At 51.8% G+C, this 16425-nt stretch carries 18 protein-coding genes and 1 tRNA gene; 8 read left to right on the forward strand and 11 right to left on the reverse strand.

The window, feature by feature from the left end; genetic code table 11:
- From HY879_27070 to HY879_27105, 8 genes are all read left to right on the forward strand, one after another.
- Positions 1 to 3886, forward strand: a 3886-nt coding sequence (locus HY879_27070; protein MBI5607009.1) for a CoA activase, incomplete at its 5' end; no start/stop codon positions are given.
- 310 nt (positions 3887 to 4196) lie between these two features.
- Positions 4197 to 4820: a transglutaminase family protein gene (locus HY879_27075; protein MBI5607010.1), complete on the forward strand. Its 624-nt coding sequence runs from the start codon at positions 4197 to 4199 to the stop codon at positions 4818 to 4820.
- A gap of 30 nt (positions 4821 to 4850) precedes the next feature.
- On the forward strand, positions 4851 to 5315 hold the full coding sequence (locus tag HY879_27080) for a GNAT family N-acetyltransferase (protein MBI5607011.1): 465 nt from the start codon (positions 4851 to 4853) through the stop codon (positions 5313 to 5315).
- A gap of 126 nt (positions 5316 to 5441) precedes the next feature.
- A complete protein-coding gene (locus tag HY879_27085) occupies positions 5442 to 5597 on the forward strand; it encodes a hypothetical protein (GenBank protein ID MBI5607012.1) in 156 nt (51 codons plus the stop codon).
- Positions 5598 to 5734: 137 nt separating this feature from the next.
- The gene (locus HY879_27090; GenBank protein MBI5607013.1) at positions 5735 to 5956 is read left to right on the forward strand and encodes a type II toxin-antitoxin system prevent-host-death family antitoxin; all 222 of its coding nucleotides are present in this window, start codon (positions 5735 to 5737) and stop codon (positions 5954 to 5956) included.
- Positions 5957 to 6376: 420 nt separating this feature from the next.
- Positions 6377 to 6643, forward strand: a complete 267-nt coding sequence (locus HY879_27095) for a hypothetical protein (protein ID MBI5607014.1) — start codon at positions 6377 to 6379, stop codon at positions 6641 to 6643.
- A gap of 98 nt (positions 6644 to 6741) precedes the next feature.
- Positions 6742 to 6984 carry a DUF1640 domain-containing protein gene (locus HY879_27100; protein MBI5607015.1) on the forward strand — a complete coding sequence of 81 codons (243 nt, stop codon included), beginning with the start codon at positions 6742 to 6744 and terminating at the stop codon, positions 6982 to 6984.
- A gap of 27 nt (positions 6985 to 7011) precedes the next feature.
- Entirely contained in the window at positions 7012 to 7152 is a 141-nt protein-coding gene (locus HY879_27105) for a hypothetical protein (protein MBI5607016.1), read from the forward strand.
- A 113-nt stretch (positions 7153 to 7265) separates the two neighbouring features.
- Here HY879_27105 and HY879_27110 read toward each other — a convergent pair.
- From HY879_27110 to HY879_27160, 11 genes are all read right to left on the reverse strand, one after another.
- Positions 7266 to 7341: transfer RNA gene (locus HY879_27110), tRNA-Val, on the reverse strand.
- Positions 7342 to 7411: 70 nt separating this feature from the next.
- On the reverse strand, positions 7412 to 8590 hold the full coding sequence (locus HY879_27115; protein ID MBI5607017.1) for an iron-containing alcohol dehydrogenase: 1179 nt from the start codon (positions 8588 to 8590) through the stop codon (positions 7412 to 7414).
- A 186-nt stretch (positions 8591 to 8776) separates the two neighbouring features.
- Positions 8777 to 9472 (reverse strand): ABC transporter ATP-binding protein, encoded by a 696-nt coding sequence (locus HY879_27120; protein MBI5607018.1) that lies wholly within the window; start codon positions 9470 to 9472, stop codon positions 8777 to 8779.
- A 2-nt stretch (positions 9473 to 9474) separates the two neighbouring features.
- Complete coding sequence (locus HY879_27125; GenBank protein ID MBI5607019.1) at positions 9475 to 10212, reverse strand: ABC transporter ATP-binding protein; 738 nt, start codon at positions 10210 to 10212, stop codon at positions 9475 to 9477.
- Between the two features lie 6 nt (positions 10213 to 10218).
- Positions 10219 to 11181, reverse strand: coding sequence for a branched-chain amino acid ABC transporter permease (locus HY879_27130; protein MBI5607020.1), 963 nt, complete (start codon positions 11179 to 11181; stop codon positions 10219 to 10221).
- Positions 11178 to 12056 (reverse strand): branched-chain amino acid ABC transporter permease, encoded by an 879-nt coding sequence (locus HY879_27135; GenBank protein MBI5607021.1) that lies wholly within the window; start codon positions 12054 to 12056, stop codon positions 11178 to 11180. The genes HY879_27130 and HY879_27135 overlap by 4 nt, the downstream gene beginning before the upstream one ends.
- Before the next feature lie 8 nt (positions 12057 to 12064).
- Positions 12065 to 13285: an ABC transporter substrate-binding protein gene (locus HY879_27140; protein ID MBI5607022.1), complete on the reverse strand. Its 1221-nt coding sequence runs from the start codon at positions 13283 to 13285 to the stop codon at positions 12065 to 12067.
- Positions 13286 to 13490: 205 nt separating this feature from the next.
- Positions 13491 to 14732, reverse strand: coding sequence for a PAS domain S-box protein (locus HY879_27145; protein ID MBI5607023.1), 1242 nt, complete (start codon positions 14730 to 14732; stop codon positions 13491 to 13493).
- A 46-nt stretch (positions 14733 to 14778) separates the two neighbouring features.
- Positions 14779 to 15582: an rRNA pseudouridine synthase gene (locus HY879_27150; GenBank protein ID MBI5607024.1), complete on the reverse strand. Its 804-nt coding sequence runs from the start codon at positions 15580 to 15582 to the stop codon at positions 14779 to 14781.
- Positions 15554 to 16111: an SMC-Scp complex subunit ScpB gene (gene scpB, locus HY879_27155; protein MBI5607025.1), complete on the reverse strand. Its 558-nt coding sequence runs from the start codon at positions 16109 to 16111 to the stop codon at positions 15554 to 15556. The genes HY879_27150 and scpB overlap by 29 nt, the downstream gene beginning before the upstream one ends.
- A 9-nt stretch (positions 16112 to 16120) precedes the next feature.
- Positions 16121 to 16425, reverse strand: a 305-nt coding sequence (locus HY879_27160) for a segregation/condensation protein A (GenBank protein MBI5607026.1), incomplete at its 5' end; no start/stop codon positions are given.

A 16425-nucleotide genomic window follows, 5' to 3' on the forward strand; every position in this document is an offset into this window, starting at 1 on the left:
ATCCAGGACCAACACCTCCTGCGCGGCAGGGACCGGCAGTTTTCTCGATCAACAGGCCTTTCGTTTAAACCTGAAGGGGGTCGAGGCCCTGGCCGAACTGGCCTGTACCAACCAGGGCGAAATCCCGAAGATCGCCTCGCGGTGTGCCGTATTCGCCAAAACCGACCTGAGCCATGCTCAGCAGGAAGGATACTCCCTGGCCGAGATCTGTGACGGACTTTGCTTTGGTCTGGCCCGGAATATCGTGGATACCCTGTTTACCGGGGGCGGCGCGGAGATGCCGTTGATTATGAGCGGCGGGGTATCACTGAACCGGGCCGTGGTCCGCCATCTTTCCAACCTGATCGGAATGCCGATCGTGGCCGATGCCTATTCCCCCCTGCACGGCGCCATCGGCGCAGCCGTCTGCTTGCTCCAGGACAACAAATCCGGAAATCCGCTATCGGTCCGGCAACCGTCCGATCTTATCCGGCCCTCATTGGAAAAACGGATCTACTACTATCCGCCCCTCAAGACAACCGGTTCCGAGGTCCAGGATTTTCAGAACCCTCTCACCTATCTATACCGTTCCGCGCGGTCCGATTTCCAGCCCGAGGTGGAGGTGGAACGATTCGCGCCCCTTTCCAGGGGGGAAAGCACCGAAGTATTTCTCGGCCTGGATATCGGCTCAACCAGCACTAAAGCCGTCCTGATCGGGCCGGACCGGAAGGTCGTCGCCGGGTTTTACACCCGGACGGCCGGACGTCCTCTTCAGGCCCTTCAGGCTCTCCTGGAAGCTATGGACGACCTGGCCCGAAATCAGGGGACGGCCCTCAAGGTCCTGGGGGCCGGCACGACCGGGTCGGGCCGGGCCTTCATCGGCCGTATTATCGGGGCCGACCTTATCATTGACGAAATCACGGCCCATGCCCGGGCCGCTGTGGAGCTCAATCCGGCGGTCGATACGATCATCGAGATCGGAGGACAGGATTCGAAGTTTACCACCCTGAACAATGGGATGGTTACTTTCTCGACCATGAATACCGTTTGCGCTGCCGGGACCGGCAGCTTTATCGAGGAGCAGGCTTCCCGGCTCGGCTGCCCGTTGACGGAATATTCCCGGCGGGCCGAGGGGATTCGGGCCCCCCTGGCCAGTGACCGCTGCACCGTGTTCATGGAAAGGGACCTGAATCATTACTTGAATAAAGGGTATGCCGTCGACGATATCCTGGCCGCGGTGCTCCACGCCGTTCGGGACAACTACCTGTCCAAGGTGGCCGTGGGCTCCCGCATCGGAACCTGCCTTTCCTTTCAGGGAGCGACCGGCCGCAATCGGGCCCTGGTGGCGGCCTTTGAGCAGAAGCTGGGTCAATCGATTTTCGTTTCCCCCTACTGCCACCTGACCGGGGCCCTGGGAACGGCTTACACCCTGGCTGAAAGCGGCCTGGTCCGCTCGTCCTTCCGGGGTATCGATCTATATAAGCAGCCGGTCCCAATCAAAACCGAGGTCTGCGAATACTGCACCAACCACTGTAAGATCAAACTCGCTTCTCTCAACGGTGAAACGGTGGCCTATGGTTTTCTATGCGGCCGGGATTACGATACCCGTCAATTCGTCAATAAGAACCGCTCCGGTTTCGATCTCCTGCAGGAACGCACCAAGGCCTTCCGGTTTAAAAGGTCAACCATCGGTCTCGGGCCTACCATCGGGCTTCCGGCGGCCCTGCATCTCTTTGAGGACCTGCCTTTCTGGGAAAAGTTTTTTGATCTGCTGGGTCTGAAAACCCAAACCAGTCGGGACTGCGGGGATGCAGTCAAAAGGGGAAAGTCTCTGGCCGGCGCCGAGTTCTGCGGCCCCATCACCGCCTTCCATGGCCATGTTTCCTATCTGGCGGATCGGTGCGATCATATTTTTCTGCCGGTCTACCTGGAAGCGCGGGACAAGCCGCCGGGTCTGATTCGAAAATACTGCTATTACACCCAATATGCGCCGGCCCTCGTCTCCCGGCTCGAGGCGACCATCCCGTTGAAGTGCCTGGTCCCACTTCTGGATTGCAACGCCGGGTTTTTGTCCGGGCTGCGGCGGCTGCATCAGGTGCTGAAAAAGGTCCAACCGGGTCTCTCCTTCTTGGCGGTGTACTCGGCCTTTGAACAGGCCCGGGCCTTTTATGCCGGCGGACTAAAGCGTTTGAAAGACCTTTTCGAAGAACAGGCTTCCCAAAGCGGCGAAATGGGCGTTGTTTTGCTGGGCCGCCCCTATACGCTCTTCTCCCGGGCCATGAACAAAGGGATCCCCGAAATCTTCGGGTCCCTGGGAATCAGGACCTTCTCACAGGATATGATGGCCGGGACCCCGGAGGGGGTTGAGCGCATCTCCGGGCTGCTGAAGGCCTTTCACTGGAACTTTGCCACCCATATCCTGGAGGCCGCCGAAGCGGCCGCTTCCTGTCAGGGGATCTACCCGGTGCTGGTCACCTCCTTCAAATGCTCCCCGGATTCCTTCGTGACCGAGTACTTCAAGCGGATCATGGAACGGGAAGGCAAGCCTTACCTGATCCTGCAATTGGACGAGCATGATTCCAGCGTGGGCTATGAAACCCGGATCGAGGCCGCTGTGCGGGCCTTCGGCAATCACTTCAGGGGGAAGACCCGGGCCATGGACCGCAAAATCCGGGAGATAAATCCCTGCACTGCAAACAAGGTCGGCGGCAAGACCCTGCTGCTTCCGAACTGGGACCCGATCTGTTGCCGGCTGATTGCCGCCAATCTGATCCGGTACGGATTGGATGCCCGGGTGCTGGAGGAAGACCGGCTCATGATCCAGAAGAGTCTGCGCTATAACACCGGCCAATGCCTGCCGCTCAATACCATTGCTCAGGAATTTATGGATTATATCGAAACCCATGAACTGGAACCGGATAAAACCCTGCTCTGGATGGGGGGCTCCGAGATCGCCTGCAATGTGCGGCTCTTTCCCTATTACATCCGGAGCATCCTGGAGGCCCGCGGCGGAGGCCTGGAAAAAGCCGGGGTGTATGTGGGAAACATCACCTTTACCGATCTGTCGCCGCGCATTGGTGTGGATGTGTACTTCGCCTATATGTTCGGAGGAGTCATTCGAAAAATGGCCTGCAAGCTCAGGCCCTATGAGGTGACCAGGGGGGAAACCGACCGGGCGGTTTCCCGGGCCGTTCAGGTCGCAACCGATTCCTTCCTGGGGAGGCAGGACCGCGAAGCGGCCGCTCGTGAAATTTCCCGGATGTTCCAGGATATCAAGACAGACCGCACCCAACCGCGTCCCCAGGTGGCCGTCTTCGGGGATCTCTATACCCGCGACAACGAGGTCATGAACCAGGACCTGATTCAGGCCATCGAGCAGGCCGGCGGGGAAGTAGTCACCACGCCCTACAGCGACCTCCTCAAGATGATCGCCGAGCCCTATTTCAGGCGCTGGCTGATCGAGAGGCATTACTGGGAGGTGCTGGTACACAAAGCCCTGCTCGGACTGGTTAATATCCTGGACCGGAAATATTACCGGATTTTTGAACCGGTGCTGGGCGCCCCTTATCCCGCTTACCCCCATACCGCCCTGGCAATCCTGTCGCGCTTCAATCTGATGGTACAGCACGCCGGTGAGTCTATGGAAAACCTGGTCAAGATTTTTTCCCTGCTGCGACTTTATCCCGGGATCTCCCTATTCGTCCAGGCCAGCCCGGCCTTCTGCTGCCCCTCCCTGGTGACCGAGGCCATGGGCCGGGACATCGAGCGCCAGACCGGCATCCCGGTGGTTTCCATTACCTATGACGGAACCGGCAGCCGCAAGAACGATGTCATTATTCCCTATATCCAATATGCGGCCCAGTCCCTCACCAACGGCCGGCAGGGGACCCCTTCCAGCCTTATGTAAACCTTTTCAGGACATGGAAGGTGCGGACGTGGTGGTATTGGTGAAAGGTTAAAACATAGGGGGTAGGGTGGGTGGATTGAAACGGAACCCACCAATTTGGGATTGTAAATTGAGATATTGGTGGGTTGCACTTCGTTCCACCCACCCTACGGGAACTTGAGGATACAGGATGGGGATTTATAGACTTCTTCCTGAAGTCGTTCAATTTCCATTTTGGTATTTTGAGAAAAAGAGGTTCGACAGAAACTGAATCACAGGACAAAAGGTATATTATCCAGAAAACTGTGCAATAAATTCCGTGTGAGATAAAATGGACCTTTATCTTAGATCGACTGACATAATTGATTGGAAGACGACAGCAATTTTAAAGCAGGCACGCAGCCTGGTAGAAAATGATTCTGGGCCTGTCAGAATCGCAAAAATTTGTTTTGAGTGGGTGCGTGACAATATAAGCCATAGTGGAGATACAAAATCGTCGGTTACGACATGTCGAGCATCTGAAGTTCTGGCAAGTGGCACAGGTTGGTGCTTCGCGAAAAGCCATCTACTTGCGGCTCTGCTCCGTGCGAACAGCATTCCGGCAGGATTCTGCTATCAGCGACTTTGTCGTGACGACGGTAATGGATTTACGCTCCATGGTTTGAATGCTGTATATTTGCCGGAAATCGGGTGGTACAGAATTGATGCAAGGGGAAATAAAGTTGGTGTTGATGCCCAGTTCTCCCCACCCTTAGAAAAATTAGCCTTTCTTCCTAAGGCAGAAGGGGAGTTTGATTTCCCCGAGATTTGGCCTGACCCAACAGATATTGTTGTTGAGTGTCTGAAAAAGTTCGAGGGCTGGGAATCGGTAGAAAAAAATTTACCTGATATTTCTTTAATCAGAGACCCACAGAACAATTTTTTGCACAGGACGCCAAACAGCCGGCGCCTGTAAAAATAACGTTCACAGAAGAAAGGAGAGCTATTGTCCGACAATTACGAAATATCTACGGACAAATCAAGATTGGATGTCCGTGTGATACACGATTTCATCAGCAACAGATCCTATTGGGGGAAAGGCAGGACAATGGAGGCGGTGCGTAAGACCATTGAGAACTCCTTGTGCTTTGGAGTCTACGACAAAGACGACAGCCTTGTGGGTTTTGCGAGGATAGTAACTGACTGCACGATATTCGCTCACATGATGGACGTCTTTGTTTTGGAGGAGCATAAAAACCGCGGACTGGGGAAAAGACTTATGGAATACATAGTAGGCCACCCCGATCTCCAAGACCTCCGTTTATGGCGTCTCGATACCAACGATGCTCATGGGTTGTACCAGAAGTATGGGTTTCGGAAGCCGGCATTTCCAGAAAAGATCATGGAAAGGCGGAAAGAACCTGCGAACCTGGCGGTGTTGCGGATCGCCGATAGAGCCGCTCCCGGTTAGCTTTGTGTTAACTTTCAAACCGTAATCATTAATTCAAGCACATACCAATCAAGCATATTTGTAGGTGAAGTCCCCCAATAGCGGTATGGTAAAAATAGAATATGCCGGAAAACAAGTGGGGGCCTGATGACCACAACGGAAAAGCTTATTGAGAAGGTCAGAGGGTACTCCATCAGTTTGAATTTTGAGGAGACTTGTCTATTGGCCGAAAAGGGGGGTTTCTTTTTAATTATATCGGGGAAACCCGTCCCGGAGCCTAAAACCATTCGGAAGGTGGCCTGACTTCTGCCGGATAGGTGATTTTGGCCGGATTAATGGCCGGGCTTCTTCGACATGTTGGCGCATTGGCGTGTTGGGCGCGATATATCTCTTTGATAACCCCCATTTTATAGGTACAATAAACTGTACAGGAGGGCCGAATGGATGCAATAACCTATACCTCTGCAAGGCAACACCTTGCAAAAACAATGGAAAAAGTTTGTAGGGACCATGCCCCGGTTATTGTAACACGTAAGTCTGGGAATTCTGTGGTCATTTTGTCACTTGAGGACTATGAAGCCCTTGAAGAAACAACCTACCTATTACGGTCGCCAAGAAACACAAGGCGATTAATGGAATCTATTGCCCAGCTTGAGAACTGAAAAGGAGCCGAAAAGGACCTACCGATTTTTGGTATTACCAGAAATCGGCAGGCGGCCAATAACCGGGGCGGCTTGGGGTGGGGTTTTATGTTCTGGGAGGACCCGGTCAGATTTTCGGGGATGCTGGCCAATAAATCACAAAAGGGGCCTTAACAAATCTGACTGAAAAATTCAGTCAGAATCACAATAAACGTTGAAACAAACGTTGTTCCTTTTATCCAGTAATTCATTAATGACGGCTTCGTAAAAAGTCTCCCGGCCCTTCACTCCGGGGAACCCCGGATCAGGTCCGGGGCAGGCGCCGAGGTCCAGAACCAATTAAAAAGACTGGATTCCGGCTTTCGCCGGAATGACGTAATGCGAGTTTTAGCGACTTTTTACATGTTCATCAATTTTAGCACGGTGAAAGGATTGTCGGTCATGGATAACGCTATTTATTTTAACATCTTGGTCAAGGAATCCGAAGAAGGCTATCCGGCCCATTGTCTTGATCTGGACCTGGTGACCACGGCTCCTACCATTGAGCAAGTGACAGAAGACATAGCCGATGTCATCGCCTGTCAAGTGGATTACGCCTTTACCTATGACAATCTGGACAATCTTTATCACCCGGCTCCGCCTGCCGTCTGGGACGAATTCTTCAAATGCCAGCCGATTCCATCAGGCCATAGCCAGCAGGTTGGGTGAAAAACCAACGGAACCTGCTATTCATAACTTGACATCTCTTTCATAAGCTATAAAATACTGGGATGAATAAGCAAAAGGGAGGGAAAGGTAGGAAAAAGATGGAATCGGCAATTTTATTTGACACGCTGGCTTATGCTAAAAAGATGAAAGAGGCCGGTTTTACAGACAAACAGGCTGAAACCCAAGCCGAAGCCTTGGCGGAAATAATTGGAACCAATCTGGCAACCAAGCAAGACCTCAAAGAATTAGAGGCACGCCTGACCGCCTCCATTATTAAATGGGTGGCTGGGATGCTGGTAGCCCAGGCCGCCGTCATTGCCGCCCTGGTCAAATTATTATAACTATAAGTCGGTAACCGGATGACCCCCGTGCTTGCCATAGAACCCAACAATCTGATCCTGCGCTATTATGGATATCGCACCCAATCCGGCCGGTGGGTCGGGGCGAGATGGAAAGTGGAAAACGCCCCATTGGTAAGGAAATGGCAAAGCGCCTGGGAAAGGTGCTGAATATCAGTTACAAAGTGTTTTTATAGATCCGACCAATTTTGAGACAACCGGTCACAATTTGGGCACAGAAATAAAAAAGGGGAAAGCCCTAATAAGCTAACCCCTTGAAATGATGGTAGGCGGTCCCGGATTTGAACCGGGGACTTCCACCGTGTGAGGATGGCACTCTAACCGCTGAGTTAACCGCCCGAAAGATGTATTTCCTTTCTACCCAATATCGGGAATTTTTTCAAGGGGAAAATGGATAACGGGAAAGAATCTAAAAAGCCCCGGAGTAAATCAATTCCACCTCTTTTTCCGAGAGATCCCTGGGATTGGGAATAAACAACCGGGCCTGTTTCATCCCGCCCTCCACCAATTTCGGGAGGGCCGACCTGGGGATCTGGTAAGCGGAAAGATCGCAGGGGATATTGACGGACGTTAACAGGTTTTTAACCGCCTCCACGGATTTCCGGGCCGCCTCCTGGGGTGAGAGTCCGGCTACCGGCTCGCCCATAGCCGAGGCGATTTCCCCGTATTTTTCATAATTCCCAGAAAGGTTATAGGCCATGACATGGGGGAGCATGACGGCATTGGAGCGGCCATGGGAGAGATGATATTCCGTACCGAGGACGTAGGCCAGCCCATGGACTGCCCCAAGCCCCCCACTGGTGAAAGCCGTTCCCGCCAGGTTGGCGGCCAATAACAGATTATAGCGGGCCTCGATATTACTCCCCTTGGCAAAGGCTTTCGGAAGGTTCCGGGCGATCAAGGTTATGGCCGCCATGGAAAGGATTTCAGCAAAGGGAGTGGTGTTGACCGAAACATAGGCCTCTATGGCATGGACCAGGGCATCCAGGCCGGTATCGGCCGTTACCCAAGGGGGCAGGGTGACCGTCAAAGAGGGGTCTAAGATGGCCGCATCGGCCAGAAGATAATTACTATAGACCACCTTTTTGGTATTATCGGTTTCATCGGTCATCACAAAAACCCTGGTGGCTTCACTGCCCGTGCCGGCGGTGGTGGGGATCAGGATTTTGGGAAGGCCCCGCCGGGGAATCGTATCCTGGCCGACATAGTCCAGGGCTGATTTACCGCCGGGGGCCAGGGCAGCCGCGCCTTTGGCTACATCGAGCGTGCTCCCCCCGCCCAGACCCACGACCAGGTCACAGTTTTTTTCCTGTATCGTCCGCATGCAGGCATCCACTACGCGTACCGGGGGATCGGGCTCAACCTGATCAAAAATTTCCACCTCCAGGCCTTCGGATTCCAAAACTTTTTGAGGGCCGGCCACCATTCCGGATTTCATTACCCCGGGATCGGTTACGATAAGCACCCGGTGTCCGCCCAGGGCCAAAGTCTCTTTACCCAGGGAATCCATCCCCCCTTTTCCCAGGATCGTTTTTTGAGGAGATAGTAGAATAGAAACCTTATTCAAATGGTGGACCGTTTCGAGCATGATGTTCTCCGACTAAATTCTTAAAAAAAATATTTGACAGGATTAACAGGATTTACTTTTTTTGGCTCAGGCTCTGAAGGACCCTGAGCAACCTCGATCCGTCTATGTCCTGTTGAAATCTGGACCCCGGCTTCCGCCGGGGTGACGGTAAAGGGAGGGCGAGTCCGTTGATTATTGCCGGCCTGATCAGAGGCCCAGATATCTCTTTAAGATCTCCTGGTTCTCCCGAAGAAGGCCGACTGCACCGTCCCATTTAACCTGCCCTTTTTCCAGGATATAAGCCCGGTCGGACAGGTTGAGGGTCACCTTGGAATTCTGCTCGGACAGCAGGATGGTCATGCCTTCCTCTTTCAAGGCCCTGATCTGAACTTCCAGCTCTTTAACAATCAGCGGCGAAAGGCCTTCGGTGGGTTCATCCAGGAGCAGCAGTTCGGGATTGCCCATCAGGGTCCTGGCGATCGTCAACATTTGCTGCTCCCCTCCGGAAAGGGTCCCACCCATTTGGGTCTGTCTGGTTTTTAAGATCGGAAATATCTGATAAACCCGCTCCAGAGTCCAGGGGCCCTTTTGTCCCTTTTTCAGCCCCATTTCCAGGTTTTCCTTAACCGTCAGGTCCGGGAAAATGATCCGGTCCTCGGGTACGAAGCCGATCCCCAGATAGGCTATTTCAAAAGGCCTTTTGCCTCGGAGAGCCGTCCCATTGAAGCTGATGTTGCCGGACCGGGGAACGGTCAAACCCATAATGCTTCTTATAAGGGTCGTTTTCCCCACGCCGTTACGGCCCAGGACGCAAACCACTTCCCCTTTTTCCACCTGAATAGATACGTCAAACAGGATATGACTGATACCGTAATAGGTATTGATATTATTTACTTCCAGCAACATCATGTTTCCTCTGCCAGATAGATTTTTTGGACCTGATCATTTGCCCGTATCTCCTTGGGGGTCCCTTCGGCGATAACGGTCCCGTAATGCATGACCCTGACCTTTTCCGATATGCCGAAGACGATATTCATGTCGTGCTCTATAAAAAGGAGGGTCAGGTTTCGGGAGCGCACGATCCGATGGATCAGCTCCATGGTTTTATGGGATTCCTCCGGGCTCATTCCGGCGGTCGGTTCATCCAGCAAAATAAGCTCGGGATAGGTTCCCAGGGTTATCCCGATCTCCAATAACCTCTGGTCCCCGTGGGCCAGCAGACCGGCCAGCCTGTCCTTTTGGTCCCCGAGCCCCAAGTTACCAAGGATTTCATCGGTTTCTTTCTGGAAAAAATGGTCGGCTTTTTGAAAAAGATTGCGGGTCCTTTTCTGCCAGGCCATTAAGGCCACCTGGATATTATCAAAAGCCGTCAGTCTGGGAAAAATATTGGTCTTCTGAAAAGACCGGCCGATACCGGTCTGACAGATCCGGTGGGGAGACAAGGCGGTGATTTCCCGGTCTTTGAAATAGACGGCCCCGGAATCCGCTTTAAGATGGCCGGTCAGGATGTTGAACAGGGTCGTTTTGCCGGCTCCGTTAGGTCCGATGATGGAGCTGATTTCCCCCTTCTGCATGGCAAAAGAGACGTTGTTGACCGCCATCAGTCCCCCAAAGGTTTTCTTTAGTTTTTCAACGCGAAACATTATGGGTTAAGCCTGTTCCCCCCTTCTCCGACGTAAGGCCAGGCGCTCGGCTATAAATCCGGCTATGCCCCCCCGAAGAAAAAGCAAAAGGATGATAATGATCAGGCCCAGGACTAATGGCCAGAATTGGGTGTAGCCGGTGATCACCTTGTCCAGAAATAAATAGACGATCGATCCAACGATGGGTCCGAAAAAGTTATAAATGCCGCCCAGGAGGCAGACCACCAGCATTTCGGTGGACTTTATCCAGTGGGCGTAGTTGGGGAAGACATTCTTGTTGAACCCGCAAAACAAGGATCCGGCCACCCCCAAAAAAAATCCGGAAAGGACAAAGGTGGCTAACTGATAGAGGCGGACCGGGATACCGATCGATTCCGCCCGCTGGGCATTTTCTCTCATGGCTTGAAGGGTCTTGCCGAAAGGAGACTTAATAATCATCCACAGCAGGGCCAGACAAAAAACGACCACGATTAAACTGAAGTAATAATAATGGGGGATGGATCTTAAAATTTCAGGCAGGGGGATGTCGACAATACCATTATCGCCCTTGGTAAAATCATACCATTCAAAAATGATGGTATGGATGATCTGGGCAAAAGCCAGGGTCAGGAGGGCGAAATAAACATGGGTCAGGCGGACACAAAACCAGCCTATGGGGATGGCCGTCAAAGCCGCGATGACCGGACCGGCCGCGAAGGCCAGGACAAAAGGAAGCTTGGTGTTCGTCAAAATCAAGGCGGTGGCATAAGCGCCTACGGCATAAAAACCGGCCGGTCCGAAGGAGACCATACCGGCATACCCCAACATCAGGTTGAGTCCGCCGGCGGCCAGGGCCAGGATCAACATCTCGGTAACCAGGCTCAGCCAACCGACGGGAAGAAATATCGGCAAAGCCAGGAACCCCGCCAGCAAGACGATTATCCCAAGCGCCTTTCCCGACCAGTCCATTTTTGCAAGCGACTGTCTCATTCAGCTTTTCCCATCAGCCCCCAGGGGCGAATAATCAGGACCACGATCATTAAAATAAATCCGAAAGCCACGGCCAGTCTTGGGGCGACCAGTATCCCAAAGGCGTTGACCAGCCCGAAAATCAAAGACCCCAAAAAGGCACCGGACAGGCTGCCCAGTCCTCCGACGACGATGATAATAAAACACTCGATCAGGATGATCATATCCATGCCGGGCATGGCCGAGGCGGTTGGCACCACCAGGGTGCCTCCCAGCCCGGCCAGCCAGGAACCGAGCATGAAGACCACCGTATAGACCAGGGGGACATTCGTCCCCAGGGCGTTGGCCATTTCCCGGTTGTAGGTCATGGCGCGAATGACCTTTCCCAGCCGGGTGTATCTGATCAGGGCCCATAAACCGATAAAGACCAACGGTCCGCAAAAGATCAGAAAGACATTATAGCTGGGAAAGGGCATTCCCATAAAAAATATCGGTCCGTTGAGAGGCCAGGGGGCGGGAACCAGATGATATTCCACCCCCCAGGCCAATTTGCACAAATCCCCGATGACCAGGACCAGGGCAAAGGTCAGAAGATATTGGTCCAAAGGCTCCCGATCATAGATCCGGCGCAACAAAAGGACCTCCACCAAGCCTCCGAAAATCGCCACTCCCACCGGGGCCAGAAGTAAAGACCACCAAAAGGCTCCTGTGAACTGGGCGATGACCGAACTGATCCAGTAACACATATAGGCGCCCATCATATAGAGGGCGCCATGGGCCAGATTGAGGATACGCAGGGTGCCGAAGACCAGGGAAAGGCCGACGGCGATGAGGAATATGACCATCCCGGTGCTGATTCCACTTAAGATCTGAATGACTAACCCTTGAAGCGTCATGGTTCCCCTTACTTTTTCTTTCTAAGGGCCTCAATTTCAGCGCAACCGGAGTAGGCTTTGGCCTGCTCCAGCAAAACGGGATTGGTGATATGGGGCCACGGTAAATCAGGGGTTACGGCCACCGGGCCAACCCAGAAGGGCCAGAGGGTTTGATGGTCGCAGGCCCTGATCTGCAATTTGCCGACCACGGTGTTGAGTTCCATGCCTTCCATGGCATTGATGACCTTCTCAATGTCAACGGCCTTGACTTTTTCTATGGCCTGTTTCAAGACATAGACTGTGGTGTATCCGGATACGGAGACCCCGGCAAACATTCCGGAAGCCTTGTTGAATTTAGGCCAATAGGCCTTGCTGATAGGATTGTCAATGATCCAATAAGGATAGTGGCTTCCACCCAAGACCCCTTTGGGGAAAATATCTTTGCCCATTTTGCCCAGAGCTTCAACCCCGCCCCAGTCCTGCCCGCAATGTTTTACCCGGTCGAAGTAACCGAAAGCCCAGGCCGCCTTGGTAAATGAAATAACATCGCCCCCCCACAGGGAACAATAGACAAAATCAGCGCCGGAAGACATGATTTTGGAGATATAGGGCGTCCAATCCTGGTTGCCCAGTTTGGGCCAGAGTTCGCCTACGATTTTGGCCTCGGGGACCAGTTTGGTATAAGAGGCCATAAAGTCGGCTTTCGACTTATGGCCGTACTCGTAATCGGGGCCGATAATGAACACCTTTTTACCGCCCCAATATTTTGCTGCGGCATTGGCCATGGAACGGGTATAGGTGTCGGTGTTGGTGGTGAGTCTGAAAACATAGCGATGGCCTTTTTCCTCGGTTATCGCTGCTGATTGAGCGGTAGTGATGATAAAAGGCACTTTGGCTTCCTTACAATAGGCCGAAACAGCCAGGGCCACGGCGCTGCTCACCGTTCCCTGAATCCATTGGACCTTATGATTCAGGATCAGATCCTTGGCCTCCCGGATGGCATTTTCCGGATTCAATTTGTCGTCTCGGGCGATCATCTCGAGGGGACGGCCTAAGATACCCCCGGCCTTGTTGATTTCATCCACGGCGATTTTGACGGCCTCTTGATCGGGAATCCCGTAAACCTGTCCGACCCCGCCACTCAGGCTGTGCAGGAATCCAAATTTGATCGGTTCGGCGGCATAGATAGGCACAGAAGCGAGGAAGCCTAAGAGCGTTGCGATTAGCGTAATGATAACGGTTCTTCTCATGTGCTGCTCCTTTCGGGAAGGGTGATGAATGAATTGAAAAAGCTTTAAGGTGCCGGTTTGTTCTTGAAATGACTATTCCTGGAAAAATTTCTTTTTAGCCTTCGGACCACCTCCATTCTTAAATTAAAGCTAATAATTATGATAATGGAAAAGAAAAAGCAATACTAAATATATATTACAATTATTATATATAAAAAGTAATACTTTATACGAACGTAATCAGGTGGGATCTCAGATTAATTTTTTTATTATTCAGTCCGAGTTTATTTCTTAACCGATACCGGTGAATATCGATGGCGCTCTTGGATAAATTCAGGATATCGGCCATTTCTTTACTGGTTTTACCTTCTTTTATAAAATCGGCTATTTGAATTTCCCTCGGGGTAAGCTGCCGGTATTTTGAGGAGAGTTTGCGGGAAAAGGGGGAGAGGATCTCTTTGAGGTTGGATTCCAGAATACCGACATAGGCCAACTCCTTAGCGGCCATTTTGCCTTTTTTGATTTTCTCGACATGGGGTAAGACAAATTCTTTTACATTGGAAAGTACTTTTTCTTCGAACTCCAGCCGGTCGTCCTCCCTTTGTTTCAATAATACCCGCAAAGCCGTATTTAATTCCTGAAGATTATGGGATTTGATCTGCAATTCCTCTTCTCTTTTTTTCAATCCTTTTTCGGCTTCTTTCCAGGCGGTGATATCGGTTAAAGAAGAAACGCTCTTTTTGGTTCCGGGGATCATGGCAATGGTGTTGAAAACAATTTTTATTCTTCCCTGGCTGTCGATCAAACTGTATTCGTAATTCCTGGGGGCTGCATTGGGATCAATGCGTCTCAAACGATGAAATTTTTTCATCCTGGGAAGCTGTTCTTTGACCACGAATTCCGTCCATTTCTTTTTACCTTCCCAATCGCCTTTCCGATAGCCGGTTAATTTTTCAAATTCCGAATTGATCAGGGATATGGTCATATCATCTTCAACAATAAAGGTGGCGGTCCCGGTGGTTTCAAAGATGACCCGATACAGGCTTTCGGATTCCTGCAATCTTTCTTCGAACGTTTTACGTTCGGTGATATCCATGGAATTGCCTAAGATGGCCGATTTCCCTTTAAACAACGTGGAGGTGACGGTTTCCATAACCCAGCGAATTTTTTTTTGCTTGGTAATGATCCTGAACTCGTAAGGAGAGGAACGTTTTCCGGAAAGCATGGCCCGGGCATTTATTTTTACCTGTTCTTCGTCTTCAGGAAAAATAAGACGGTCCGATTTTTTCCCGATCAGTTCTTCAAGGCTATAACCCGTATAGGATAAGGCAATGGAATTTAAGGCCTTAAATTTCCCGTCCTGGACCACATAAATGCCGGTCAGGGAACTATCCCAAATCGATTTATAAATATTGTCGCTTTCGCCCAGGGCCTGCTTCATGGGGGTCTCTTTAAATTCTAACCTCATTAAACGGTGGGTTCCGTTATCACTCCACCCACCCATCATTTTCCTGTTATTTATCCATCCGCTGCTTCAGCGAGACCGCTCCGACCTGAAGATTCGTGACACCGAACCTCGGCAGTGTCCGGATTTCCTCCTCCGATAAGGGACGCAATTCCCCCGGAACCAGCCGGCCGAGAGTCAATGGTCCAAAGGCCACCCGCTTAATAGCCATCACCGGATGTCCGATGGCCGCTAACATGTTTTTGACCTGATGCTTTTCCCCTTCCCGAATGGTGATGAACAACCAGGAGCGGTCCGTACCGGTCTTGATTTTTTCCCATCCGGCCGAAGACCTTTTTCCGCTGGGCAGCTTTATCCCGGCTTCAAGTCGATGTAAGGCCTCCTCGGAAGGGATTCCCTGGACCTTCACCCGATAGGTCTTGGGAATCTGGAATCGGGGATGTTGCAGGGTTTGGGCCAATTCCCCGTCATTGGTCAGTAAAATCAATCCTTCGGCATCCCAATCCAGCCGGCCTACTGGAAAGAGCCGTTCCCGGATCTGGGCCTGAGACAAAAAGTCTTTTACCGTGGGGCGTCCTTGTGGATCCATTAAGGTCGAAAGGACCCCTTTGGGTTTATTAAAAAGATAATAGACCTTGGATTCATGGGATGGGATAGGACGACCATCGACTTCGATCCGGTGGGCCCCCGGAGCGATTTTTAGACCGAGCTGGGTAACGGTCTTGCCGTCTACGGATACCCGGCCGGCCCGGATCCACTCTTCGGCCTTACGCCTCGAAGCCAGACCGGCCTGAGCCAGAATCCTTTGCAGACGTTGTTCGGATTCAGTCGGTTTCGCCTTCAATAGACTCATTCGTGTCATTGCTCAAGGACTTTATTTCTTCCAATGAAGGCAGGGAAGATAAATCCTTTAATTCGAAGAGTTCTAAAAATCGTTGGGTGGTCCCATAGAGGATAGGGCGGCCGGGAATTTCTTTTCGTCCCAGGATGCGGATCAGGTTTTTTTCCAGGAGGGTCCGGACGATCCCGTCGACTTCTACCCCGCGCAGCCGTTCCATGTCCCCCCGGGTGATTGGTTGTTTATAGGCAATAATGGCCAGGGTTTCCAGCGCGGCTTTGCTGAGCCGGGCCGGGCTGATCTTTTTCAGTCTTTTGATCCACTCGCTGTACCTCGGTTTGGTGCGAAACTGAAAACCATCGGCCACTTCCTGAAGGTAAAGGCCCCGGTCGGGGGATTCATATTGGGTTTGCAATTCAGACAAGGCGGTTTCTATATCTTTTTTAGGATAGCCGTCCCCGATGACTTCCAGGATCTTTTTAAGACCCAGGGGAGTAGGCGAGACAAAAATCAGGGCTTCGAGCAGGGATTTGAGTTCGTTCATAATTGTCCGTTAAGAGATCGTTGCCGGGGGGAGAAAATCATAAATAAGAAGGTTCCCTTCCTGTATTTCCTGATAGATGATAATTTTTTGAAGGCGGGCCAATTCCAGCAAAGAGAGAAAGACCACTATGATTTCAGACCGGGTAAAATGGCCGGGCAACAGGTCTTCCAGGAGGATCCGCCCTAATTGTTTCAGGCTGGCCAGTATCTCTTCCATCTTGTTTTCGATGGGAATCAAGGGACTGGGTAAATGGGCGAAGGCCTCTTCTTTCTTCTCCAGAAGCATTTTTCGCACGGCGGCAATCAGTTCAAAAA

Source organism: Deltaproteobacteria bacterium, assembly GCA_016219225.1.
In the GTDB taxonomy this organism is placed as follows: domain Bacteria; phylum Desulfobacterota; class RBG-13-43-22; order RBG-13-43-22; family RBG-13-43-22; genus RBG-13-43-22.

Coding starts and splice junctions, on each gene's coding strand:
- HY879_27075 (MBI5607010.1), top strand. CDS start 4,197: ATGGACCTTTATCTTAGATCGACTGACATAATTGATTGGAAGACGACA.
- HY879_27085 (MBI5607012.1), top strand. CDS start 5,442: ATGACCACAACGGAAAAGCTTATTGAGAAGGTCAGAGGGTACTCCATC.
- HY879_27090 (MBI5607013.1), top strand. CDS start 5,735: ATGGATGCAATAACCTATACCTCTGCAAGGCAACACCTTGCAAAAACA.
- HY879_27095 (MBI5607014.1), top strand. CDS start 6,377: ATGGATAACGCTATTTATTTTAACATCTTGGTCAAGGAATCCGAAGAA.
- HY879_27100 (MBI5607015.1), top strand. CDS start 6,742: ATGGAATCGGCAATTTTATTTGACACGCTGGCTTATGCTAAAAAGATG.
- HY879_27115 (MBI5607017.1), bottom strand. CDS start 8,590: ATGCTCGAAACGGTCCACCATTTGAATAAGGTTTCTATTCTACTATCT.
- HY879_27125 (MBI5607019.1), bottom strand. CDS start 10,212: ATGTTTCGCGTTGAAAAACTAAAGAAAACCTTTGGGGGACTGATGGCG.
- HY879_27130 (MBI5607020.1), bottom strand. CDS start 11,181: ATGAGACAGTCGCTTGCAAAAATGGACTGGTCGGGAAAGGCGCTTGGG.
- HY879_27135 (MBI5607021.1), bottom strand. CDS start 12,056: ATGACGCTTCAAGGGTTAGTCATTCAGATCTTAAGTGGAATCAGCACC.
- HY879_27140 (MBI5607022.1), bottom strand. CDS start 13,285: ATGAGAAGAACCGTTATCATTACGCTAATCGCAACGCTCTTAGGCTTC.
- HY879_27145 (MBI5607023.1), bottom strand. CDS start 14,732: ATGAGGTTAGAATTTAAAGAGACCCCCATGAAGCAGGCCCTGGGCGAA.
- HY879_27150 (MBI5607024.1), bottom strand. CDS start 15,582: ATGAGTCTATTGAAGGCGAAACCGACTGAATCCGAACAACGTCTGCAA.
- scpB (MBI5607025.1), bottom strand. CDS start 16,111: ATGAACGAACTCAAATCCCTGCTCGAAGCCCTGATTTTTGTCTCGCCT.